Source organism: Sinomonas sp. ASV486 (assembly GCF_030908215.1).
Lineage (GTDB): Bacteria > Actinomycetota > Actinomycetes > Actinomycetales > Micrococcaceae > Sinomonas > Sinomonas puerhi.
Map to the genome: position 1 here is coordinate 1 of NZ_JAVFJK010000010.1, position 18,429 is coordinate 18,429.

Below are 18,429 nucleotides of genomic sequence, written 5' to 3' on the forward strand. Positions count from 1 at the left end.
GACTGCTGTGGCGGGACATCGTTGACGCCTTCCGGCATGTCGCGGGACATCGTTGACACCTCGCCCATTGGGCTTCTGCCATGTCGAAGAACAAGGTCATCGTCGTCGCAGTCCTTGAGGGTGGGATGTCCAAGGCCGAAGCAGCCCGCCGGTACGGCATCAGCCGCCAATGGGTCCACCAACTCATCGCCCGCCACGCAGCCGAAGGAGAGGCCGGCCTCGAGGCCCGCTCCCGGCGGCCCCGCACCAGCCCGCAGCAGACGCCGGCCAACGTTCAGGAGAGGATCCTGGTCCTACGCGCCGACCTGCAGGCCAAGGGCCTGGACTCCGGGGCCGAGACCATCGCTGCCCATCTCGGACGCGAGGGCCTCCCGGTGCCCGCGAGCACCACCATCCACCGCATCCTCCGGGCCGCCGGCGCGGTCGCCCCCGAACCCCACAAGCGTCCCAAGTCCTCCCTGCGACGCTTCGCCGCGGCCCAGCCCAACGAGACCTGGCAGTCCGACTTCACCCACTGGCACCTGGCCGACGGCACCGACACCGAGATCATCGACTTCCTCGACGACCACTCCCGCTGCCTGCTCCACCTCACCGCCCACCCCAGGACGACCGGCGCCATCGTCGTGGACGCCTTCCTGGACACCGCACAGGAACACGGCCTGCCCGCCAGCACCCTGACCGACAACGGCATGGTCTACACCACCCGCCTGGCCGGCGGGAAAGGAGGCCGCAACGCCTTCGAGAGCCTCATCGCAGGGCTCGGGATCGTCCAGAAGAACGGATCCCCCGGCCACCCCCAGACCCAGGGCAAGATCGAGCGCTTCCACCAGACCCTGAAGAAATGGCTCCACAGCCAGCCTCCGGCCCAGACCATCGAGGACCTGAACGACCAGCTCACCAGATTCCGCCACGTCTACAACCACGAACGCCCCCACCGCGCGCTCGGCAGGCACACACCCGCCGAGGCCTACGCCCAGACCCCCAAGGCCGGCCCCGCAGCCGCCGCCCAGGGGGCACACTTCCGCGTCCGGACCGACCGCGTCGACGCCGACGGCAAGGTCACCCTCCGCCACGCGGGACGCCTCCGTCACCTCGGCATCGGCCGCGCCCACAGGCACAAACGCATCATCCTGCTCGTCCACGACGCCGAGGCCACCGCCATCGAGCACGGCACCGGCGAGATCCTCGCCGAATTCACCATCAATCCCACCCGCGGCTACCAGCCCAAAAAACAGAACACCCCCGGTCCGAAGACCGGGGGTGTCAACGATGTCCCGCCACATCCGTAAAGGATGTCCCGCTACATCACACGTGGTGCGCGGAGGGGGACTTGAACCCCCACGCCCAATAAGGGCACTAGCACCTCAAGCTAGCGCGTCTGCCATTCCGCCACCCGCGCAGGCAGCACCCCAGAAGCGATCCAATGTGTCGTTTCCCTTCCGGGCAGCGAGAAAGACACTACACGATGCCTGCCCGGAACCTGAAATCGGGGGCCGGTGGGGGCGGGACTAGGCTAGAGCCACCGCCAGATGCTTCAGGAGGACCCATGACTGACCGCCCCGCCGAGACCCACGTCGCCGCCGAGGACGAGGTGGTGGGCATTTGTCAGGACCTCATCCGGTTCGACACCTCGAATTACGGCACCAACGAGGGCCCAGGAGAGCGGGCCGCCGCCGAGTACGCCGCCGGACTGCTCGCCGAGGTTGGATTGGAGCCTGAGATCTTCGAATCGGCACCCGGGCGGGCGAGCGTCGTCGTGCGCGTCGAGGGCACGGATCCGAGCGCACGAGCTCTCGTGGTGCACGGGCACCTCGACGTCGTTCCGGCCCAGAAGGAGGACTGGAGCGTCGACCCGTTCTCTGCGGAACTCAAGGACGGGCTTGTCTGGGGCCGCGGCGCGGTAGACATGAAGGACATGGACGCCATGATCCTGTCCGTTACCCGCGAGATGCAGCGCACCGGCACGAGGCCCAAGCGGGACCTCGTCATCGCGCTCTTCGCCGACGAGGAGGCCGGGGGCGCCTACGGTGCCCGTTGGGCCGTGGACAATCGCCCCGAACTGTTCGAGGGCGCTGCCGAGGCGATCAGCGAAGTCGGCGGGTTCTCGGCGCAGATCGGCGGCAAGCGCACCTACATGCTGCAGACGGCCGAGAAGGGGCTGGGGTGGCTGCGCATGACGGCGAGTGGCCGCGCTGGACACGGATCGCAGGTCAACGACGACAACGCCGTCACTCGCCTTGCGCGTGCTGTGGCCCGGATCGGCGACTACCGGTGGCCCATCGAGCTCACGGATACGACCCGGAGGTTCCTCGACGGCGTCACTGAGATCACCGGCATCGAGTTCGACCCGGAGAACCCCGATGTGCTGTTCAAGGAGCTCGGCACCGTGGCGCGGTTCGTCGGCGCGACGCTGCAGAACACCTCCAACCCCACGGTCCTCAAGGCCGGGTACAAGGACAACGTCGTCCCGGGGTCGGCCGAGGCACGGATCGACACACGCACGCTGCCCGGCCAGGACGAGTTGGTGCTGGCCAAGCTCAAGGAGCTCGCGGGCGACGGTATCGACTTCAGCTACGTCCATCAGGATGTCTCGCTCGAGACCGCCTTCGAGGGTCCGCTCGTTGATGCGATGGTCGGCGCCCTCCACGCCGAGGACCCGGGCGCGGCTGTGCTCCCGTACACGCTCTCGGGCGGCACCGACAACAAGTCGCTGAGCCGGCTCGGCATCACCGGTTACGGCTTTGCTCCGCTTCAGCTCCCGGGCGATCTTGACTTCCCCGCGATGTTCCACGGCGTCGACGAGCGCGTCCCCGCGGAGTCGCTCAAGTTCGGTGCCCGCGTGCTACGTCGGCTGCTGACCACGTACTGACCGGCCAGGGACCCCGCAACGGTCCGCCAGAGACCCCACAACGGGGGAGAGGAGGGGGAGCAGTGGCACTTGACCCCGCAGTGGTCCTTCCGGACGCGCTCATCGAGGAGATCCGATCCCGGGCGCCCGGCTACGACGAGCGCAACGAGTTCTTCCAGGAGGACTTCGACGCGCTCGTGGCCGCCGGCTACCTCAAGGCGTTCGTCCCGGAAGGCGACGGCGGGCTGGGAGCCGGACTGGCCGACGTCGTGCGCCTCCAGCGCAGGCTTGCCCAGGCGGCACCGGCCACGGCCCTTGCAGTCAACATGCACCTCGTGTGGACGGGCGTCGCCAAGGTCCTTGCGGACCGCGGCGACTCGTCGCTGGCCTTCGTGCTCGAAGAGGCCGCCGCCGGCGAGGTCTTCGCGTTCGGAGTCTCCGAGGCCGGAAACGACTCAGTCCTGTTCGACTCCGTCACCGAGGCCGTCCCGCGGCCCGACGGCGGCTACGCCTTCACCGGCACCAAGGTCTTCACGAGCCTCGCCCCCGCGTGGACGCGCATGGGCACGTTCGGCAAGGACACCACGGGCGAGGAACCCCAGCTCGTGTGGGGATTCATCCGCCGCGACGAGCCGGGCTGGCGCCACCTCGACGACTGGAACACGCTCGGCATGCGGGCGAGCCAGTCCCGCACCACGGTCCTCGAGGGTGCCACGGCGCCGGCTGACAGGATCGTGCGCAAGCTCCCCGTCGGCCCGAATCCCGACCTGCTGGTCTTCGGCATCTTCTCGGTCTTCGAGACGCTCTTGGCCGCCGTCTATACGGGCGTCGCCGAGCGTGGGCTGACTCTCGCGGTCGACGCCGCACACCGCCGCCGTTCGCACCGCACCGGCCGCTCCTACTCGCAGGATCCGGACATCAGGTGGCAGATCGCCGAGCTCGGCCTCGCCGTAGACGGGATGATCCCGCAGCTCGAGTCGGTGGCCGCGGACATCGACGGGCTCGTGGACCGCGGTGCCGCGTGGTTCCGCGCGTTGAGCGGACTCAAGCACCGGGCCACCGAGACGGCGAAGAGCGTGGTCGACGGCGCGATGCGCGTGGGTGGCGGCAGCGGATATTTCCGGGGCAGCGAGCTCGAACGGCTCTACCGCGACGTCCTGGCCGGCCTGTACCACCCCTCGGACCCGGAGTCGGCGCACGCAACCGTGGCGACGAACCTCCTCGGCCCGATCGAGGAGGTCTAGACGGTCCGCTCGACCAGCATGACCTTGCGCCGCAGCCAGTACTGACGGCCGCCGCCCATGTAGAGGCGGCTGCGCTCGAGCTCCCATTTGCCATACTCGGAATGCTCGCGCACACGCTGGCGCGCATCGGCAACCGAATCTCCGGGACTCACCGAAAGGACCAGGTACTCGTACTGCCGGCCTGGCCCGGCCAGCCGCGACCCGGCCGCGAGCGACTGCGCGCCGGAGAGGATCCGCTCGTTCATGGCCCTCGATTCCTCGTGCTGCGAAGTGTGTGCCCAGAGCCGATGACGTTCGCTAGGCACACCCAGTGATTTCAGACTACCGTGGCTCCCATGAGCATAGATCCGCGTGTCGCCCTTGGTTCGCTGACGGCTGCATTGGAGGAACACCTCGTCGCGGCCGCCTCGCGGCGTGGGGATGATGATCCGTCCGTCGAGGCGGCGTTCTTCTCCGTCGCGGATGCCTTCGAGACCTACGCGAACGCGCTCTACGACGCCTACGGGGAGGACCTGCCCATCGACCTTCTCGACTCGGATGATGACGACGACGAAGACGACGACGATGAGTCGGACGACGAAGACGACGACACCGCCGACAGCCGAGACGGCAACGGCGCCGACGACGGCGAGGAAGCGCTGGCCGGCCGGGATTTCTAGAACCGGCCCTCCTGTATGTCCGGCTCGGATTCGGGGTCATCTCCGCCGGGCACTAGAGTGGTCAGGTGAAAACCTGGAGGCAGACCCCCGTCCCTCAGCTGCCGGGTAGCGCCGGAGCGGTCCGGCTCTACGACACCCAGCTGCGTGACACCGTCGAGATTCCCTCGGCGCCCGAGCAGTCCCTGTACGTCTGCGGCATCACGCCCTATGACGCGACGCACCTCGGCCATGCCTCCACCTACCTCGCGTTCGACCTCCTCAACCGCATCTGGCGCGACGCAGGCAGCACGGTCAGCTACGTCCAGAACACGACCGACGTCGACGACCCGCTCCTCGAGCGCGCCGATGCGACAGGAGTCGACTGGCGGACCCTCGCCCACCAGCAGATCGACCTGTTCCAGTCGGACATGGAGGCCCTTCGAGTCCTCGCCCCCGACCACTACGTGGGCGCCGTGGAGTCGATCCCGTGGATCGTCCCCGAAGTCGAGCGGCTCCTCGCCGACGGCGTCGCCTACCAGCTCGCGGGCGCCGAAGGCGAGCCCGACGGCGATGTCTACTACGACGTGACCGAGGCGACCCGCCGCGCGGACTCGGCGGAGGCCTGGCGACTCGGGACCGTCTCCCACCTCACGGTTGCCGAGATGATCGAGGTCTTCGGCGAGCGCGGCGGCGACCCCGAGCGGCCCGGCAAGCACAGCCCCCTCGACCCGATCCTGTGGCGCGAGGCCCGCCTCGGCGAGCCGCACTGGGACGGTGGCACGCTCGGCCCCGGGCGCCCCGGGTGGCACATCGAGTGCACCGTCATCGCGCAGAAGTTCCTCCCGTCGCCCTTCACGGTCCAGGGCGGCGGCTCGGACCTCGCCTTCCCACACCACGAGATGGGAGCGGGGCACGCGTGGAGCCTGCACCACGTGCCCCTCGCCAAGCACTTCGCCCACACCGGCATGGTGGGCCTGGACGGGACGAAGATGAGCAAGTCACGCGGCAACCTCGTGCTCGTCTCGAAGCTGCGCGCCGCCGGCGTCGAGCCGGCCGCGATCCGCCTCACCGTCCTCGCCCACCACTACCGCTCCGACTGGGAGTGGACCCAAGAGCTGCTCGACGCGTCGGTGAGCCGACTCGAGACCTGGCGTGGCGCCGTCGTGCGTGCGCTGCCCGGTTCAGCTGAAGCGCTCCTTGCAGAGATCCGCGGTGCCCTCACCGACGATCTCGACGCGCCCCGGGCCCTTGCCGCCGTGGACAAGTGGGCCGAGGACTCGCTTGCCGGCACCGAGGCGAACGCGCACGACGGCGCGCTGGTCACCTCCGCGGTCGACGCCCTGCTGGGCGTGCGGCTGGTCTGAGCGGGGTTTCGGCTGCGCTCAACCAGCGGGGTTGTCGCGGCCGGGATTCTCCTTGCCCCTGCGCTTGAGGTAGCGCTCGAACTCGCGGGCGATCGACTCGCCGCTGGCCTCGGGAAGATCGGCCGTGTCCTTGGCCTCCTCGAGCTGGTGGATGTACGCAGCGACCTCGGGATCCTCTGTGGCGAGCTCGTTGACGCCCCGCTCCCAAGCCTCGGCATCCTCGGCGAGCTCGTTCGTGTCGAGCGGAATCTGCAGCAGCTCCTCGATGCGGTGCAGGATCGCGAGCTGCGCCTTGGGCGAGGGTGACTGCGCAACGTAGTGCGGAACGGCGGCCCAGAGCGAGAGGGTCGGCGTGCCGTGGTGGTCGGCGGCATCCGCGAACACCCCGACGATCCCGGTGGGGCCCTCGTACTGCGAGGCCTCGAGGTTGAGCCGCTCGCGCAGGCCGTCGTCCTCGCTCGTGGCCGTCACGGGGATCGGGCGCGAGTGCGGCACGTCCGCGAGCAGGGCCCCGACAACAATCAGGTAGTCGATGTCGAGATCGTCGACATACTCGATGAGCTCGTCCGTGAATGCCCGCCACCGGTAGGACGGCTCGGTGCCCTGAACGAACACGAGGTCAACCGGCTGACCCTCCACGCGCGCCGTCGAGACCTTCGTGGTGGGCCACTTGATCCGGCGCCGGCCCGAGCCGGTCTGCCGCACCGTGGGACGCGTGAACTGGAAGTCATAGAAGTCATCCGCGTCGATCGAGCCGACGCGCTGGGCGGCGAACGCCCGGCGCAGGAAACGCAGCGCATCGGTCGCGGCCTCACCGGCATCGTTCCAGCCCTCGAACGCCGCAAGCATGACGGTGACCCGTTCACCCGGCCCGGGCGTGGGGAACAGACCGGGATGCGGTGCCGGGGCGTCGGCGTCGAACTCGTTCATCGGTCCAGCCTAACGCGCGCGCCCGAGACGCCCCGGCTGCGCCCGTAGACTGATGTATATGCGTCTCACCCCCACTGATCCCGCCGCGGGCTCCTCCACGGACCAATCCGCGGACAGCCCCGCGCCACTGCGCGCCGTCCTGTGGGACATGGATGGCACCCTCGTGGACACCGAGCCCTACTGGATCACGGCCGAGCGCGAGCTGGTCGAGCGCTTCGGCGGAGAGTGGACGCACGAGCAGGCCATGCGCCTCGTAGGCCAGGCGCTCCCGACCTCCGCCCGCTTCCTCCAGGAGGGTGGCGTGCAGATGGAGATCCGGGAGATCATCGACACCCTCACCGGCCGCGTCGTCGAGCAGCTCGGCGCGTCCGTCCCGTGGCGGCCCGGTGCACGCGAGATGCTCGCCGCCCTCGCAGAGGCCGGCGTGAGCTGCGCGCTCGTGACCATGTCCGAGGCGCCCATGGCGCACCGGATTGTGGACCACCTCCCGGAGGGGACCTTCTCCGCCGTCGTCACGGGAGACACCGTGGCCAAGGGCAAGCCCGACCCCGAGCCGTACCTCCGCGGCATAGAGCTGCTCGCCGGCATCCTCGAGGGGCTCGAACCCTCGGAATGCCTTGCCGTCGAGGACTCGACCCCGGGCGCGACGTCGGCCAACGCCGCCGGCCTCGCGACCGTCGTCGTGCCCAACGCACTCGCGGTGCCCGTCCACCTCGGCATCGAGCACTGGGAGACGCTCGCAGGGCGCACCCCCCTCGATCTCGCCTCCGCCCTGCGCACGTCGCGCGACTCGGTGCTGGCCGGAGGCCGCGCATGAGCGGGGGCCACGAGGCCGAGAACCCGCGGCGTGAGGGCATTCCCCTCGGACGCATTGCCGGCGTCCCCATCGTTCTCGCATATTCCTGGTTCGTCATCGCCGCGTTCACGGTCTTCGTGTACGGGCCGACGCTCGCAACCCGCCAGCCGCAGCTGGGGGCGGCCGCCTACTTGATCGCCTTCGCCTACTCGGTACTCCTCCTCATCTCCGTTCTCGTGCACGAGCTCGCCCATGCCCTCTCTGCCCGCGCGTTCGGGTGGCCGAGCCAGAAGATCGTGCTCAACCTGTGGGGCGGACACACCCAGTTCGAGGCGTTCACGGTCTCGCCTGGCCGTTCCGTCGTGGTGGCCCTTGCCGGGCCCGCCGCCAACTTCGTGCTCGCGGGTGGCGCCTGGCTCGTCGTCACGGGGGTGCACCTGACCGGCGCAGCGGACATCCTCGTCAACATCTTCATGTGGGCCAACTTCCTCATCGCCGTCTTCAACGTCCTGCCCGGGCTCCCGCTCGACGGCGGTCGCATCGTCGAAAGTGCCGTGTGGAAGACCACCGGATCGCAGGAGAAGGGCACCATCGCTGCCGGCTGGACGGGCCGCGTGATCGTGATCGGCATCGTCGTCTTCGCGGTGGGGCTGCCCCTGGCCCAGGGCGACCAGCCCGACCTGCCGTTCACGATGATCACGCTCCTCGTGGCGGTCTTCCTGTGGCAGGGCGCCACGGCGTCGATCCGCAATGCGGGCTTCCGGTCCAGGCTGCCCGAGGTGGTAGCCGGGCGCCTCGCTCATCCGGCCATCGGCGTGCCCAACTATGCGACCGTCGCCGAAGCGGTGCGCGCCGGTGCGCAGTCCGGAGTCGCCGTCGTGCTCTGCTCTCCGGACGGCAAGCCCCAGGGTGTCGTAGACCCCTCTGCGATCGGGCGAGTGCCGGAGCCTGCTCGGGGCACGACGCCGGTCACCGCGGTGGGCTACGCCCTGGCTCCGGGCGCCTACGTGCCGGACACGGCCGCCGGCCAGGAACTCATCCAGTACCTCGCGCAGCTCGCCGGCACCGAGTACGCCGTCGTGGACGGCGCGGGCCGGGTTGTGGGGCTGCTGAACCAGCGAGACGTCGTGGCCGTCATCTCCGGCCGACCCGTCCGCCCCGCACGCTAGCCTTCCGATTCACTGCCCGCCCCGCGGAACGCGGGGTCCAGAGAGGACACCATGAGTTCGAGTCCCCAGCCCACCACGCCGGAAGGACCCACTGGGGCAGAGTTCCGCCGCGGGCCGTTCCGGGTCGGCGAGCGCGTGCAGCTGACCGACGAGCGCGGCCGCATGAACACCATCACCCTCGCCGAGGGCGGCGCGTTCCACACCCACAAGGGCTTCCTCAACCACTCCGAGATCATCGGAAAGCCGGACGGTTCAGTCGTGACGAACACGGCGGGGCACCAATACCAGACGTTGCGTCCGCTCCTGGCGGACTTCGTCCTCTCGATGCCCCGCGGCGCAGCGGTGGTCTACCCCAAGGACGCCGGCCAGATCATCACGATGGCGGACATCTTCCCCGGCGCGCGCGTGGTCGAGGCCGGCGTGGGTTCCGGTGCGCTGTCGATCTCCCTCCTGCGCGCCGTGGGCGACGGCGGGTACCTCCACTCGTTCGAGCGTCGCCAGGAGTTCGCAGACATCGCGCAGGGCAACGTCGAGACGATCTTCGGCGGGCCCCACCCCGCGTGGCACATCTCGATCGGCGACTTCCAGGACGAGGTGCTCAAGGCCGAGGAGCCCGGCAGCGTGGACCGCGTGGTCCTTGACATGCTCGCCCCCTGGGAGTGCCTTGACGCCGTTGCGACAGTGCTGGCGCCCGGCGGCGTCTGGATCAACTACGTCGCCACCGCCACCCAGCTCTCGCGCACTGCCGAGGCGATCCGCGCCGACGGGCGCTTCACCGAGCCCGACGCGTGGGAGTCGATGGTCCGCGGCTGGCACCTCGAAGGCCTCGCGGTGCGGCCCGAGCACCGGATGGTGGGTCACACGGGGTTCCTGCTCGTGGCACGCAGGCTCGCCGAGGGCGTTGAGCCGCTCGTCCGCAAGAAGCGGAACAAGGCGGAGTTCAGCGAGGAGGACCTCAACGCCTGGACGCCGGAATCCGTCGGCGAGCGCACGGTCTCGGACCGCCGTCTCCGGCGTGTCGCACGCGACGCGAGGGCCGGGATCGGCGAGGCCTGATCCTCGCAGTCCACCATGTGGAAACCCTCGTGTAACTCTTCGGTTTCCAAGCGTTGTCGGTGGGGTACCTCGGGACCCAGCCGCGCTAGTGTCGTTTCATGGGGAGCATTCGGCGTACGCGTCGGAGGCTCCGGCGGCCCGGAAGGGCGGCATGGAACGAAGAGGACGTGGTTGCGATGGTGGAGAACGGACAGTCAGGAACCGGCCCCGAGCCGATGCCCCCGGCAGCCCACGCCGAACAGCTGAGCATCGCCGAACGGCAGATCAATGTGCTCCGGGACAAACTTCGCGCGGTGGATCGGCAGCTTGCCGCCGCCACGGGGAACAACTCCCGTATGACCGAGATGCTCAAGACGGCGAAGGCGGAGATCGTCCGTCTCAAGGCGGCCCTCGAGCACGAGGGCCAGCCACCGTACTCCTTCGGCAGCATCGTGCAGCTCAACCGTCGGAAGCCGGCCGGGGGTGCGTCCGCGGCCGTGACTGACGAGAGCGCCGACGTCGTGACGAGCGGCCGGAAGATGCGGGTCGGCCTGAGCCCGCTCGTGAGCGTCGCCGAACTGAGCGTCGGCCAGGAAGTGCTCCTGAACGAGGCCTTCGAGATCGTTGCCGGCCTCGGGTACGAGCGCTCGGGCGAGCTCGTGACCGTGAAGGAGCTCCTGGGCTACGACCGGATCCTCGTGATCGGCCGTGGCGACGAGGAGCGCGTCCTGCGGCTCTCCGGCCCACTGCAGCTCGAACGGATCCGCGTGGGCGACGCCGTCTCGGTGGACAACCGCACCGGCTACGCGCTCGAGAAGGTCCCGCGCTCCGAGGTCGAGAACCTCGTCCTCGAGGAAGTCCCGGACATCAGCTACGCGGACATCGGCGGGCTCGCCTCGCAGATCGAGCAGATCCGGGACGCCGTCGAGCTTCCGTTCCTCCACCCCGACCTCTACCGCGAGCACGGGCTCAAGGCCCCCAAGGGCATCCTGCTCTACGGGCCGCCCGGATGCGGCAAGACGCTCATCGCCAAGGCGGTGGCGAACTCGCTCGCGAGCCGGGCCATGGAGCGCGCTGGCGGGACGGACATCAAGAGCTACTTCCTGAACATCAAGGGTCCGGAGCTCCTCGACAAGTACGTGGGCGAGACCGAGCGGCACATCCGTCTGATCTTCTCCCGCGCGCGTGAGAAGGCCTCGGACGGCAGCCCCGTCGTCGTGTTCTTCGACGAGATGGACTCACTCTTCCGGACTCGCGGCACGGGTGTGTCCTCTGATGTGGAGACCACGATCGTCCCTCAGCTCCTGAGCGAGATCGACGGCGTCGAGCGGCTCGACAACGTGATCGTCATCGGCGCGTCCAACCGCGAGGACATGATCGATCCCGCCATCCTGCGGCCGGGTCGTCTGGACGTGAAGATCAAGATCCAGCGCCCGGACGCTGAGGCCGCCGCCGACATCTTCTCGAAGTACCTCACCACCGACCTCCCGATCCACGCTGCCGACCTCGCCGAGCACAACGGCGACGTCCAGGCCACGGTCGCGGCGATGATCCAGCGCACGGTGGAGGCGATGTACGCGACGGAGAGGTCCACCGAGTACCTCGAGGTCACGTATGCCAACGGCGACACCGAGATCCTGTACTTCAAGGACTTCAACTCCGGCGCGGTCATCCAGAACGTCGTGGACCGTGCCAAGAAGGCGGCGATCAAGGAGCTGCTCATGACCGGCGCCAAGGGCCTGCGCATGGACCACCTCCTGCGCGCTGTGGCCGATGAGTTCCGGGAGCACGAGGACATGCCGAACACGACCAACCCGGACGACTGGGCCCGCATCTCGGGCAAGAAGGGCGAGCGGATCACGTACATCCGCACGATCGTGCAGGGCAAGGGCGGAGCCGAGCCGGGGCGGACGATCGAGACGACGCCGAGCACCGGACAGTACCTGTAGGGGGAGCGATGGCCAGCGATACAAGCCCCGGCCTCGCGGTCGGGGGGGCCCAGCGCGTCATGGGCGCCGAGACGGAGTTCGGCATCCATGCGCCGAACTCGCCCGGCGCCAACGCGACGTACCTGTCCTCCCAGGTCATCGCCGCGTACGCACGGCTGAGCCGGGCGAGGCCCGCCGATCCAGGCACGAGCTGGGACTACACCGACGAGACCCCACTCCGAGATGCGCGCGGATGGGCCGTGCCGCGTGGCCGGGCCCACGAGGACCAGCTGACCGACGTCGAGCCCATCCTGACGGCGGAGGCCGTGGCGCTCGCGCACGGACCAGCCGAGATCGAGCTCGACGGCGACCAGGAGCCCGCGCTGATGAACCTCGTGCTCGGCAACGGCGCGCGGCTCTACGTGGACCACGCCCACCCCGAGTATTCGAGCCCCGAGGTCACGAACCCGCGCGACGCGGTCATCTGGGACCTCGCGGGCGACGCCGTGGCGTTGGCTGCGGTGCGGGCCCTCGCCGACGATGCGGGGCGGGGCCCGATCAACCTCTACAAGAACAACACCGACGGGAAGGGCGCCTCCTACGGCACCCATGAGAACTACCTCGTGCCCCGCGCGGTTCCGTTCTCCGATCTCGTCAGCGGGCTCACGCCGTTCTTCATCTCGAGGCAGCTGATCTGCGGCTCCGGCCGGGTGGGCCTCGGCCAGGACGGCTCGGGGCCGGGCTACCAGATCAGCCAGCGAGCGGACTACTTCGAGGCGGAGGTGGGCCTCGAGACGACCATGCGGCGGCCCATCATCAACACCCGCGATGAACCGCACGCGGTGGCCGACAAGTACCGCCGCCTGCACGTGATCGTGGGCGATGCCAACGTGAGCCACGTGGCCAACTACCTCAAATTCGGCACGGCCGCGCTCGTCCTGAGCCTCGTCGAAGCCGGCCGGGCGCCCCAGATCGAAGTCCATGAACCCGTCGAGGCCATGCACCGGCTCAGCCACGACACTGACCTCGTCGAGAAGGTCCGGCTCCTCGACGGTCGCTACGTGACGGGGCTCGAGCTCCAATGGATCTACTTCGAGGCCGCCGCCAAGCTCGCGGCGGACACGGGAGTGGCCTCAGCGGATGGCGGGGACGGCCACACAGCACACGTGCTGGCCCGGTGGGAGCAGTCGCTCAATGACCTCGCCGGCGACCGCGATGCCGCCGCCGGCTACATCGAATGGCTCGCCAAGCTGCGGGTCCTCGACGGGTACCGCAGCCGGGACGGGCTGTCATGGGGAGACGCACGGCTTGGGCTCGTCGACATCCAGTGGTCCGACGTGCGCCCCGAGCGCGGGATCGCGCTCCGGCTCGCCGCGCGGGGCTCGCTCGAGACGATGGCCGACGCCGCGTCGGTCGCCGCTGCCGTCTCGGAACCGCCGGCGGACACTCGTGCCTGGTTCCGCGGCACGAGTATCAAGCGGTTCCCCGGCAGTGTGGCGAGCGCGAGCTGGGACTCGGTGGTGTTCGCCCCACCCGGAAGCTACCGCCTCCAGCGAGTCCCGACCAGGGAGCCGCTGCGCGGCACCAAGGCCCTGACGCAGGGCCTGTTCGATGAGCACGCGAAGATCGAGGACTTCCTCACGGCGCTGCTCGGCGAACGGCGGACCTAGCCGGGAGAGAGGCCAGAGGGGCGTCCGCGCGTCCGGGTGACACGGGGGCGAAAAGTGACAGTATTAGGAATCAGTAGACCTAGCAGAATCGGCGCCACGAGAGGCGCCCGGCGCAAGGAGGCGGCCATGGCCGGTCAGGAGCAGAAGAGCACACAGCCTCGCGGCGAGGAGGAGGCGGCCGAGGTCGATGTCCCCACGCCGGCAGCCGCACCGGCCGGAGCCCAGGACACCGAAAGCACCCACGGCGTCGACGATCTCCTCGACGAGATCGACAATGTCCTCGAGACCAACGCCGAGGAATTCGTGCGCGGCTTCGTCCAGAAGGGCGGACAGTAGGGCGCCCATGAATGACTTCCTCGTCGAGCGCGTCGTCTCCGCCGCCACGTCGTCCTTCACCGAGCACTTGGCGGCAACGCGGCCGGACCTCCTGCCCATCAACCGGAACCTGCCGCTGGCCGGCGTCTCGGCGGTGGCCCCGCCTGCAGCGCCCCATGGGACCACCATTGTGGCGATGACCTTCCCGGGCGGAGTGCTCATGGCAGGTGACCGTCGCGCGACGATGGGGAACGTGATCGCCAGCCGGCACATCGAGAAGGTCTTCCCTGCAGACCGGTTCTCGGTGCTCGGCATCGCCGGGACAGCGGGCATCGCGATCGACATCGCGCGCCTGTTCCAGGTCGAGCTCGAGCACTACGAGAAGATCGAGGGCACGCTCCTGAGCCTCGAGGGCAAGGCGACGCGCCTCGGCGCGATGGTGCGCGGGAACCTTCCGATGGCGCTCCAGGGCCTCGCCGCCATCCCGCTGTTCGCGGGGTTCGACATCGAGACCGGCGTCGGGCGGCTCTTCTCGTACGACGTCACGGGCGGCCGCTATGAGGAGCTTGAGCACCACTCGGTCGGCTCGGGTTCGGTGTTCGCCCGGGGTGCGCTCAAGAAGCTGTGGCGCGCGGGCCTCGCCGAGGATGATGCCGTCCGCGTGGCGGTCGAGGCGCTGTACGACGCTGCCGACGATGACTCAGCGACCGGCGGCCCCGACCCGGTCCGCCAACTCTGGCCGGTCGTCTACACCGTGACCCGTCTCGGCGGCCGGAGGGTGGCCGACCGTGAGCTCGCGACCATAGCAGGCGACATCATCGCCGAGCGCAGCATCGCCCGACGGGAGGCCTGAGGTGACCCAGCAGTTCTACGTCTCGCCCGAACAGCTCATGAAGGACCGGGCTGATTTTGCGCGCAAGGGCATCGCGCGTGGGCGGACAGTCGTGGTCGTCAGCTGCCGTGACGGCATCGCACTCGTGGCCGAGAACCCCTCGGCGTCGCTCCATAAGATCGGCGAGATCTACGACAAGATCGCCTTCGCCGCCGTCGGCAAGTACAACGAGTTCGAGAGCCTGCGACAGGCGGGTGTGCGCTACGCCGACGTGCGAGGCTACTCCTACGACCGCGAGGACGTCACAGGCCGAGGACTCGCGAGCGTGTACGCGCAGAGCCTCGGTGCCGTCTTCACCGCGGAGCAGAAGCCGTTCGAGGTCGAGCTCACCGTGGCGGAGGTGGGGCACGACGTCGAGTCCGACCACCTCTTCCGGCTCACCTTCGACGGCTCGATCGCCGATGAACGGCGGTTCGTGGTCATGGGTGGGAATGCCGAGCGCGTCGCTGAGACCGTGGTCAATGGCTGGACGTCGGTGGCTTCCTTCGAGGAGGCCATCCGGCTGGCCGCTGGCGCGCTGCAGGAGGAACGCGCGGAGCCGGTGACCCTAGAGGTCGCGGTTCTGGACCGGGACTCGGAGACCGCGCGCGGATCGCGGCGCGCCTTCCGCCGGATCGGGCCGGACGAACTCGCAGCCCTCGTCGACGGCACGGCCAGACAGGCAGGCTGAGCCGTGGACCGCCGGATCTACGGAGTCGAGACGGAGTTCGGGATTGCCTACTCGAGCCCGCAGGGGCGTCCGCTCGCGCCCGAGGAGGTCGCGAGGTACCTCTTCCGCAAAGTGGTCAGCTGGGGGCGTTCGTCCAACGTCTTCCTCGCGAACGGTTCGCGGCTCTACCTCGACGTGGGCTCCCATCCCGAGTACGCGACCGCGGAGTGCGACGACGTCGCCCAGCTCATCGCGCACGACAGGGCGGGGGAGCGGATCCTCGTTGAGCTGATCGCCGAGGCGGAGCGGCGACTCGCCGAAGAGGGGTTCGACGGGCATGTATACCTCTTCAAGAACAACACCGACACGGCCGGCAACTCCTATGGCAGCCACGAGAACTACCTCATCCCGCGGCGGACCGAGTTCTCGCGACTGGCCGAGGTGCTCATCCCGTTCCTCGTGACGCGCCAGCTCCTGTGCGGCGCCGGCAAGGTCCTGCGGACGGCGCAGGGGCCGGTCTATGCGTTCTCGCAGCGCGCAGACCACATATGGGAGGGCCTCTCCTCCGCGACAACGCGGTCCCGTCCGATCATCAACACCCGCGACGAGCCGCACGCCGACGCCGAGCACTACCGGCGCCTCCATGTGATCGTCGGCGACTCGACGATGTCCGAGACCACGACGATGATGAAGCTCGGCACCGTCGACCTGCTGCTGCGCATGATCGAGGCCGGCACCATCATGCGGGACGTCCGAATGGAGAACCCGATCCGCAGCATCCGCGAGATCTCCCACGACCTCACGGGCAAGGCGCCCGTGCGCCTCGCGAACGGCCAGCAGTCCAGCGCGCTGGCCCTCCAGCAGATGTACCTCGAGAAGGCCAGGGATTTCGTCGCGGCGAACGGCGCCCACACACGCCATATCGAGCGCATCCTCGACCTCTGGGAGCGTACTCTCGAGGCGGTCGAGACTCAGGACACCCGCGCCATCGACACGGAGGTGGACTGGGCGATCAAGAAGAAGCTCATCGACCGGTACTGCGAAGGCCACGGGGTAGAACTCGACTCGGCCCGAGTCGCGCAGCTCGACCTTACCTACCACGACATCAGCCCAGACCGCGGCCTGTTCTACCTCCTCCAGCGCCGCGGCGCGGCCGCCCGCGTGGTGGAGGAGGCAGACATCGCCCGCGCGGTCGCTGACCCGCCGCAGAGCACGAGAGCGCGCCTGAGGGGAAGGTTCGTCAAGGCCGCCCAGGCCGCCGGCGTCGACTACACGGTCGACTGGGTGCACCTCAAGCTCAACGACCGCGCCCACCACACCATCCTCTGCAAGGATCCGTTCGCCAACGAAGACCCGCGGGTGGACGAGCTCTTGGACACCCTCAGACCCTTCACAGGCTGAACCGGTAGGCTAGTCGAGGCCTCCGCGGCCCGTCCGCCGCCACGCACCCGTGGCGGAGTTCCCCACAAGGAAGATGTCCAGTGCGTCGACTCATCGCCCTGCTGCTGCCGCTCGCCCTATTCGTGGCCGGCTGCGGGAGTTCCCCCGCCTCGTCCGATCCGACACCGTCCAACGCGGGCGAGGTAGCTGCCTTCGATCAGCTCAAGGTCACCCCGGGCGACGCGGCTCCCACCGTCGATTTCCCGAAGCCGCTCTCCGTCAAGGCCGAGACCATCAAGATGCTCCAGGCGGGCACCGGTGACGCAGCGAAGGCCGGCCAGACGGTCGAGATCGGCTACGTGGCCCTCAACGGCGCGGACGGATCGGTCCTCGAGGACACGTTCAGCAAAGGCACGTCCGAGAAGGTCGAGCTCTCCGACCAGCTCAAGCAGGGAAGCTCCGTGGTCTACAACGGCTTCGTGGGAGCCAAGGTAGGCTCCTACCTGGCCTACGCGGCCCCCGCCCAGGCGCCCGCCGCCTCGGCAAGCGCGTCGCCCAGCCCGTCTCCCGAGGCCGCGGCGTCGACCCTCCTCGTGATCAAGATCATCTCGGTCAAGGACACCCCGCAGCCGCTCAGCAAGCCCGAGGGCGACACCGTGACGAACCTGCCGGCGGGGCTGCCCAAGGTCACCGTGGATGACAAGGGCGTCCCCCAGATCGACGTCAAGGGCGCTGCCAAGCCGACGGACGTCGTGGCGCAGGACCTCATCACGGGCCACGGCGCCGCGGTCAAGGCAACCGACTCGGTCGTCGCCAACTACGTCGGCGTCAACCTCTCCGACGGCACCAAGTTCGACTCGAGCTTCGACCGAGGCCAGCCGGCCACGTTCAGCCTCCAGGGTGTCATCCCGGGCTGGACCAAGGGCCTGACCGGCAAGACCGTCGGCTCGCGCGTGCTCCTCGTCATCCCCGCGGCCCAGGCCTACGGAGACCAGGGCCAGGGCCAGGCGAAGGGCGACCTCGTGTTCGTCGTCGATATCCTCGGCGTCAAGTAAGCACCCCACCAGCACACGGAACAACTAGGAGGCACCATGTCCTTCGGACAGCGCCAGTACGACCGCGAGAAGCCCGAGATCGACTTCCCCGAGGGAGACGCTCCCACCGAGCTCAAGATCGTCGACCTCGTCAAGGGTGACGGCCGCGAGGCGGCGGCCGGCGACACCGTGTCGACCCACTACGTGGGCGTGGCCTGGTCCACGGGCGAGGAGTTCGACTCCTCGTGGAACCGCGGCACGCCGCTCGACTTCCGCGTCGGCGTGGGCCAAGTGATCCAGGGCTGGGACCAGGGCCTGCTCGGCATGAAGGTCGGTGGCCGTCGCCGCCTCGAGATCCCCTCCGAGCTTGCCTACGGCTCGCGCGGTGCGGGCGGCGCCATCAAGCCCAACGAGGCGCTGATCTTCGTCGTGGACCTCGTCGGCGTCCGCTGAGCCGCCACTGACCGGCCCTTGTGCGACGGGGGGGGGGGCGCGGGACCGGCCAGGCGCCCCCGTGGCGAATGTTGTGGGTGTTTT

The 18,429-nt window shown here is 69.1% G+C and carries 18 protein-coding genes and 1 tRNA gene; 16 read left to right on the forward strand and 3 right to left on the reverse strand.

The genetic code is table 11. The annotated features are described in order from the left end of the window. Positions 1–80 precede the first annotated feature (80 nt). A complete protein-coding gene (locus tag RBS60_RS14265) occupies positions 81–1,289 on the forward strand; it encodes an IS481 family transposase (RefSeq protein WP_307958229.1) in 1,209 nt (402 codons plus the stop codon). Positions 1,290–1,312: 23 nt separating this feature from the next. Here RBS60_RS14265 and RBS60_RS14270 read toward each other — a convergent pair. Continuing rightward, positions 1,313–1,399: transfer RNA gene (locus tag RBS60_RS14270), tRNA-Leu, on the reverse strand. 147 nt (positions 1,400–1,546) lie between these two features. On the opposite strand from RBS60_RS14270, the gene RBS60_RS14275 reads away from it, so the two are divergent. Both RBS60_RS14275 and RBS60_RS14280 read left to right on the forward strand, forming a co-directional pair. Beyond that, positions 1,547–2,869 (forward strand): M20/M25/M40 family metallo-hydrolase, encoded by a 1,323-nt coding sequence (locus tag RBS60_RS14275; protein ID WP_307958242.1) that lies wholly within the window; start codon positions 1,547–1,549, stop codon positions 2,867–2,869. Between the two features lie 62 nt (positions 2,870–2,931). After that, complete coding sequence (locus RBS60_RS14280; protein WP_307958243.1) at positions 2,932–4,092, forward strand: acyl-CoA dehydrogenase family protein; 1,161 nt, start codon at positions 2,932–2,934, stop codon at positions 4,090–4,092. Here RBS60_RS14280 and RBS60_RS14285 read toward each other — a convergent pair. After that, positions 4,089–4,337, reverse strand: coding sequence for a DUF5703 family protein (locus tag RBS60_RS14285; RefSeq protein WP_307958244.1), 249 nt, complete (start codon positions 4,335–4,337; stop codon positions 4,089–4,091). The genes RBS60_RS14280 and RBS60_RS14285 overlap by 4 nt on opposite strands. 90 nt (positions 4,338–4,427) lie before the next feature. On the opposite strand from RBS60_RS14285, the gene RBS60_RS14290 reads away from it, so the two are divergent. Together RBS60_RS14290 and mshC are read left to right on the forward strand one after the other, a co-directional pair. Next, complete coding sequence (locus RBS60_RS14290; RefSeq protein WP_307958245.1) at positions 4,428–4,751, forward strand: hypothetical protein; 324 nt, start codon at positions 4,428–4,430, stop codon at positions 4,749–4,751. A 65-nt stretch (positions 4,752–4,816) separates the two neighbouring features. After that, positions 4,817–6,094 (forward strand): cysteine--1-D-myo-inosityl 2-amino-2-deoxy-alpha-D-glucopyranoside ligase, encoded by a 1,278-nt coding sequence (mshC, locus tag RBS60_RS14295; RefSeq protein WP_307958246.1) that lies wholly within the window; start codon positions 4,817–4,819, stop codon positions 6,092–6,094. An 18-nt stretch (positions 6,095–6,112) separates the two neighbouring features. Here the strand turns inward: mshC and RBS60_RS14300 are convergent, their stop codons facing one another. Next, complete coding sequence (locus RBS60_RS14300; protein WP_307958247.1) at positions 6,113–7,024, reverse strand: PAC2 family protein; 912 nt, start codon at positions 7,022–7,024, stop codon at positions 6,113–6,115. Between the two features lie 58 nt (positions 7,025–7,082). Between RBS60_RS14300 and RBS60_RS14305 the strand changes: the two genes are divergently transcribed. The 11 genes from RBS60_RS14305 (at position 7,083) to RBS60_RS14355 (ending at position 18,345) form a co-directional block, all read left to right on the forward strand. Continuing rightward, positions 7,083–7,841, forward strand: coding sequence for an HAD family phosphatase (locus RBS60_RS14305; protein WP_307958248.1), 759 nt, complete (start codon positions 7,083–7,085; stop codon positions 7,839–7,841). Then, positions 7,838–8,989 carry a site-2 protease family protein gene (locus tag RBS60_RS14310; protein WP_307958249.1) on the forward strand — a complete coding sequence of 384 codons (1,152 nt, stop codon included), beginning with the start codon at positions 7,838–7,840 and terminating at the stop codon, positions 8,987–8,989. Before RBS60_RS14305 ends, RBS60_RS14310 begins: the two co-directional genes overlap by 4 nt. A gap of 51 nt (positions 8,990–9,040) precedes the next feature. Continuing rightward, positions 9,041–10,045, forward strand: a complete 1,005-nt coding sequence (locus RBS60_RS14315) for a tRNA (adenine-N1)-methyltransferase (RefSeq protein ID WP_307958250.1) — start codon at positions 9,041–9,043, stop codon at positions 10,043–10,045. Between the two features lie 215 nt (positions 10,046–10,260). Then, on the forward strand, positions 10,261–11,973 hold the full coding sequence (gene arc, locus RBS60_RS14320) for a proteasome ATPase (RefSeq protein ID WP_374049292.1): 1,713 nt from the start codon (positions 10,261–10,263) through the stop codon (positions 11,971–11,973). Positions 11,974–11,981: 8 nt separating this feature from the next. Beyond that, complete coding sequence (gene dop / locus RBS60_RS14325) at positions 11,982–13,622, forward strand: depupylase/deamidase Dop (RefSeq protein ID WP_307958251.1); 1,641 nt, start codon at positions 11,982–11,984, stop codon at positions 13,620–13,622. 126 nt (positions 13,623–13,748) lie between these two features. After that, positions 13,749–13,958 (forward strand): ubiquitin-like protein Pup, encoded by a 210-nt coding sequence (locus tag RBS60_RS14330; protein WP_307958252.1) that lies wholly within the window; start codon positions 13,749–13,751, stop codon positions 13,956–13,958. 7 nt (positions 13,959–13,965) lie between these two features. Further along, positions 13,966–14,790 carry a proteasome subunit beta gene (gene prcB, locus RBS60_RS14335; RefSeq protein WP_307958253.1) on the forward strand — a complete coding sequence of 275 codons (825 nt, stop codon included), beginning with the start codon at positions 13,966–13,968 and terminating at the stop codon, positions 14,788–14,790. Between the two features lies 1 nt (position 14,791). Beyond that, positions 14,792–15,499, forward strand: a complete 708-nt coding sequence (gene prcA, locus RBS60_RS14340) for a proteasome subunit alpha (protein WP_307958254.1) — start codon at positions 14,792–14,794, stop codon at positions 15,497–15,499. A 3-nt stretch (positions 15,500–15,502) separates the two neighbouring features. After that, the gene (pafA, locus tag RBS60_RS14345) at positions 15,503–16,879 is read left to right on the forward strand and encodes a Pup--protein ligase (protein WP_307958255.1); all 1,377 of its coding nucleotides are present in this window, start codon (positions 15,503–15,505) and stop codon (positions 16,877–16,879) included. 80 nt (positions 16,880–16,959) lie between these two features. Then, positions 16,960–17,913, forward strand: a complete 954-nt coding sequence (locus tag RBS60_RS14350; protein WP_307958256.1) for an FKBP-type peptidyl-prolyl cis-trans isomerase — start codon at positions 16,960–16,962, stop codon at positions 17,911–17,913. Positions 17,914–17,949: 36 nt separating this feature from the next. Then, positions 17,950–18,345, forward strand: coding sequence for an FKBP-type peptidyl-prolyl cis-trans isomerase (locus RBS60_RS14355; protein WP_307958257.1), 396 nt, complete (start codon positions 17,950–17,952; stop codon positions 18,343–18,345). Positions 18,346–18,429 lie beyond the last annotated feature (84 nt).

Coding starts and splice junctions, on each gene's coding strand:
- RBS60_RS14265 (WP_307958229.1), top strand. CDS start 81: ATGTCGAAGAACAAGGTCATCGTCGTCGCAGTCCTTGAGGGTGGGATG.
- RBS60_RS14275 (WP_307958242.1), top strand. CDS start 1,547: ATGACTGACCGCCCCGCCGAGACCCACGTCGCCGCCGAGGACGAGGTG.
- RBS60_RS14285 (WP_307958244.1), bottom strand. CDS start 4,337: ATGAACGAGCGGATCCTCTCCGGCGCGCAGTCGCTCGCGGCCGGGTCG.
- RBS60_RS14290 (WP_307958245.1), top strand. CDS start 4,428: ATGAGCATAGATCCGCGTGTCGCCCTTGGTTCGCTGACGGCTGCATTG.
- RBS60_RS14300 (WP_307958247.1), bottom strand. CDS start 7,024: ATGAACGAGTTCGACGCCGACGCCCCGGCACCGCATCCCGGTCTGTTC.
- RBS60_RS14305 (WP_307958248.1), top strand. CDS start 7,083: ATGCGTCTCACCCCCACTGATCCCGCCGCGGGCTCCTCCACGGACCAA.
- RBS60_RS14310 (WP_307958249.1), top strand. CDS start 7,838: ATGAGCGGGGGCCACGAGGCCGAGAACCCGCGGCGTGAGGGCATTCCC.
- RBS60_RS14315 (WP_307958250.1), top strand. CDS start 9,041: ATGAGTTCGAGTCCCCAGCCCACCACGCCGGAAGGACCCACTGGGGCA.
- arc (WP_374049292.1), top strand. CDS start 10,261: ATGCCCCCGGCAGCCCACGCCGAACAGCTGAGCATCGCCGAACGGCAG.
- dop (WP_307958251.1), top strand. CDS start 11,982: ATGGCCAGCGATACAAGCCCCGGCCTCGCGGTCGGGGGGGCCCAGCGC.
- RBS60_RS14330 (WP_307958252.1), top strand. CDS start 13,749: ATGGCCGGTCAGGAGCAGAAGAGCACACAGCCTCGCGGCGAGGAGGAG.
- prcB (WP_307958253.1), top strand. CDS start 13,966: ATGAATGACTTCCTCGTCGAGCGCGTCGTCTCCGCCGCCACGTCGTCC.
- RBS60_RS14355 (WP_307958257.1), top strand. CDS start 17,950: ATGTCCTTCGGACAGCGCCAGTACGACCGCGAGAAGCCCGAGATCGAC.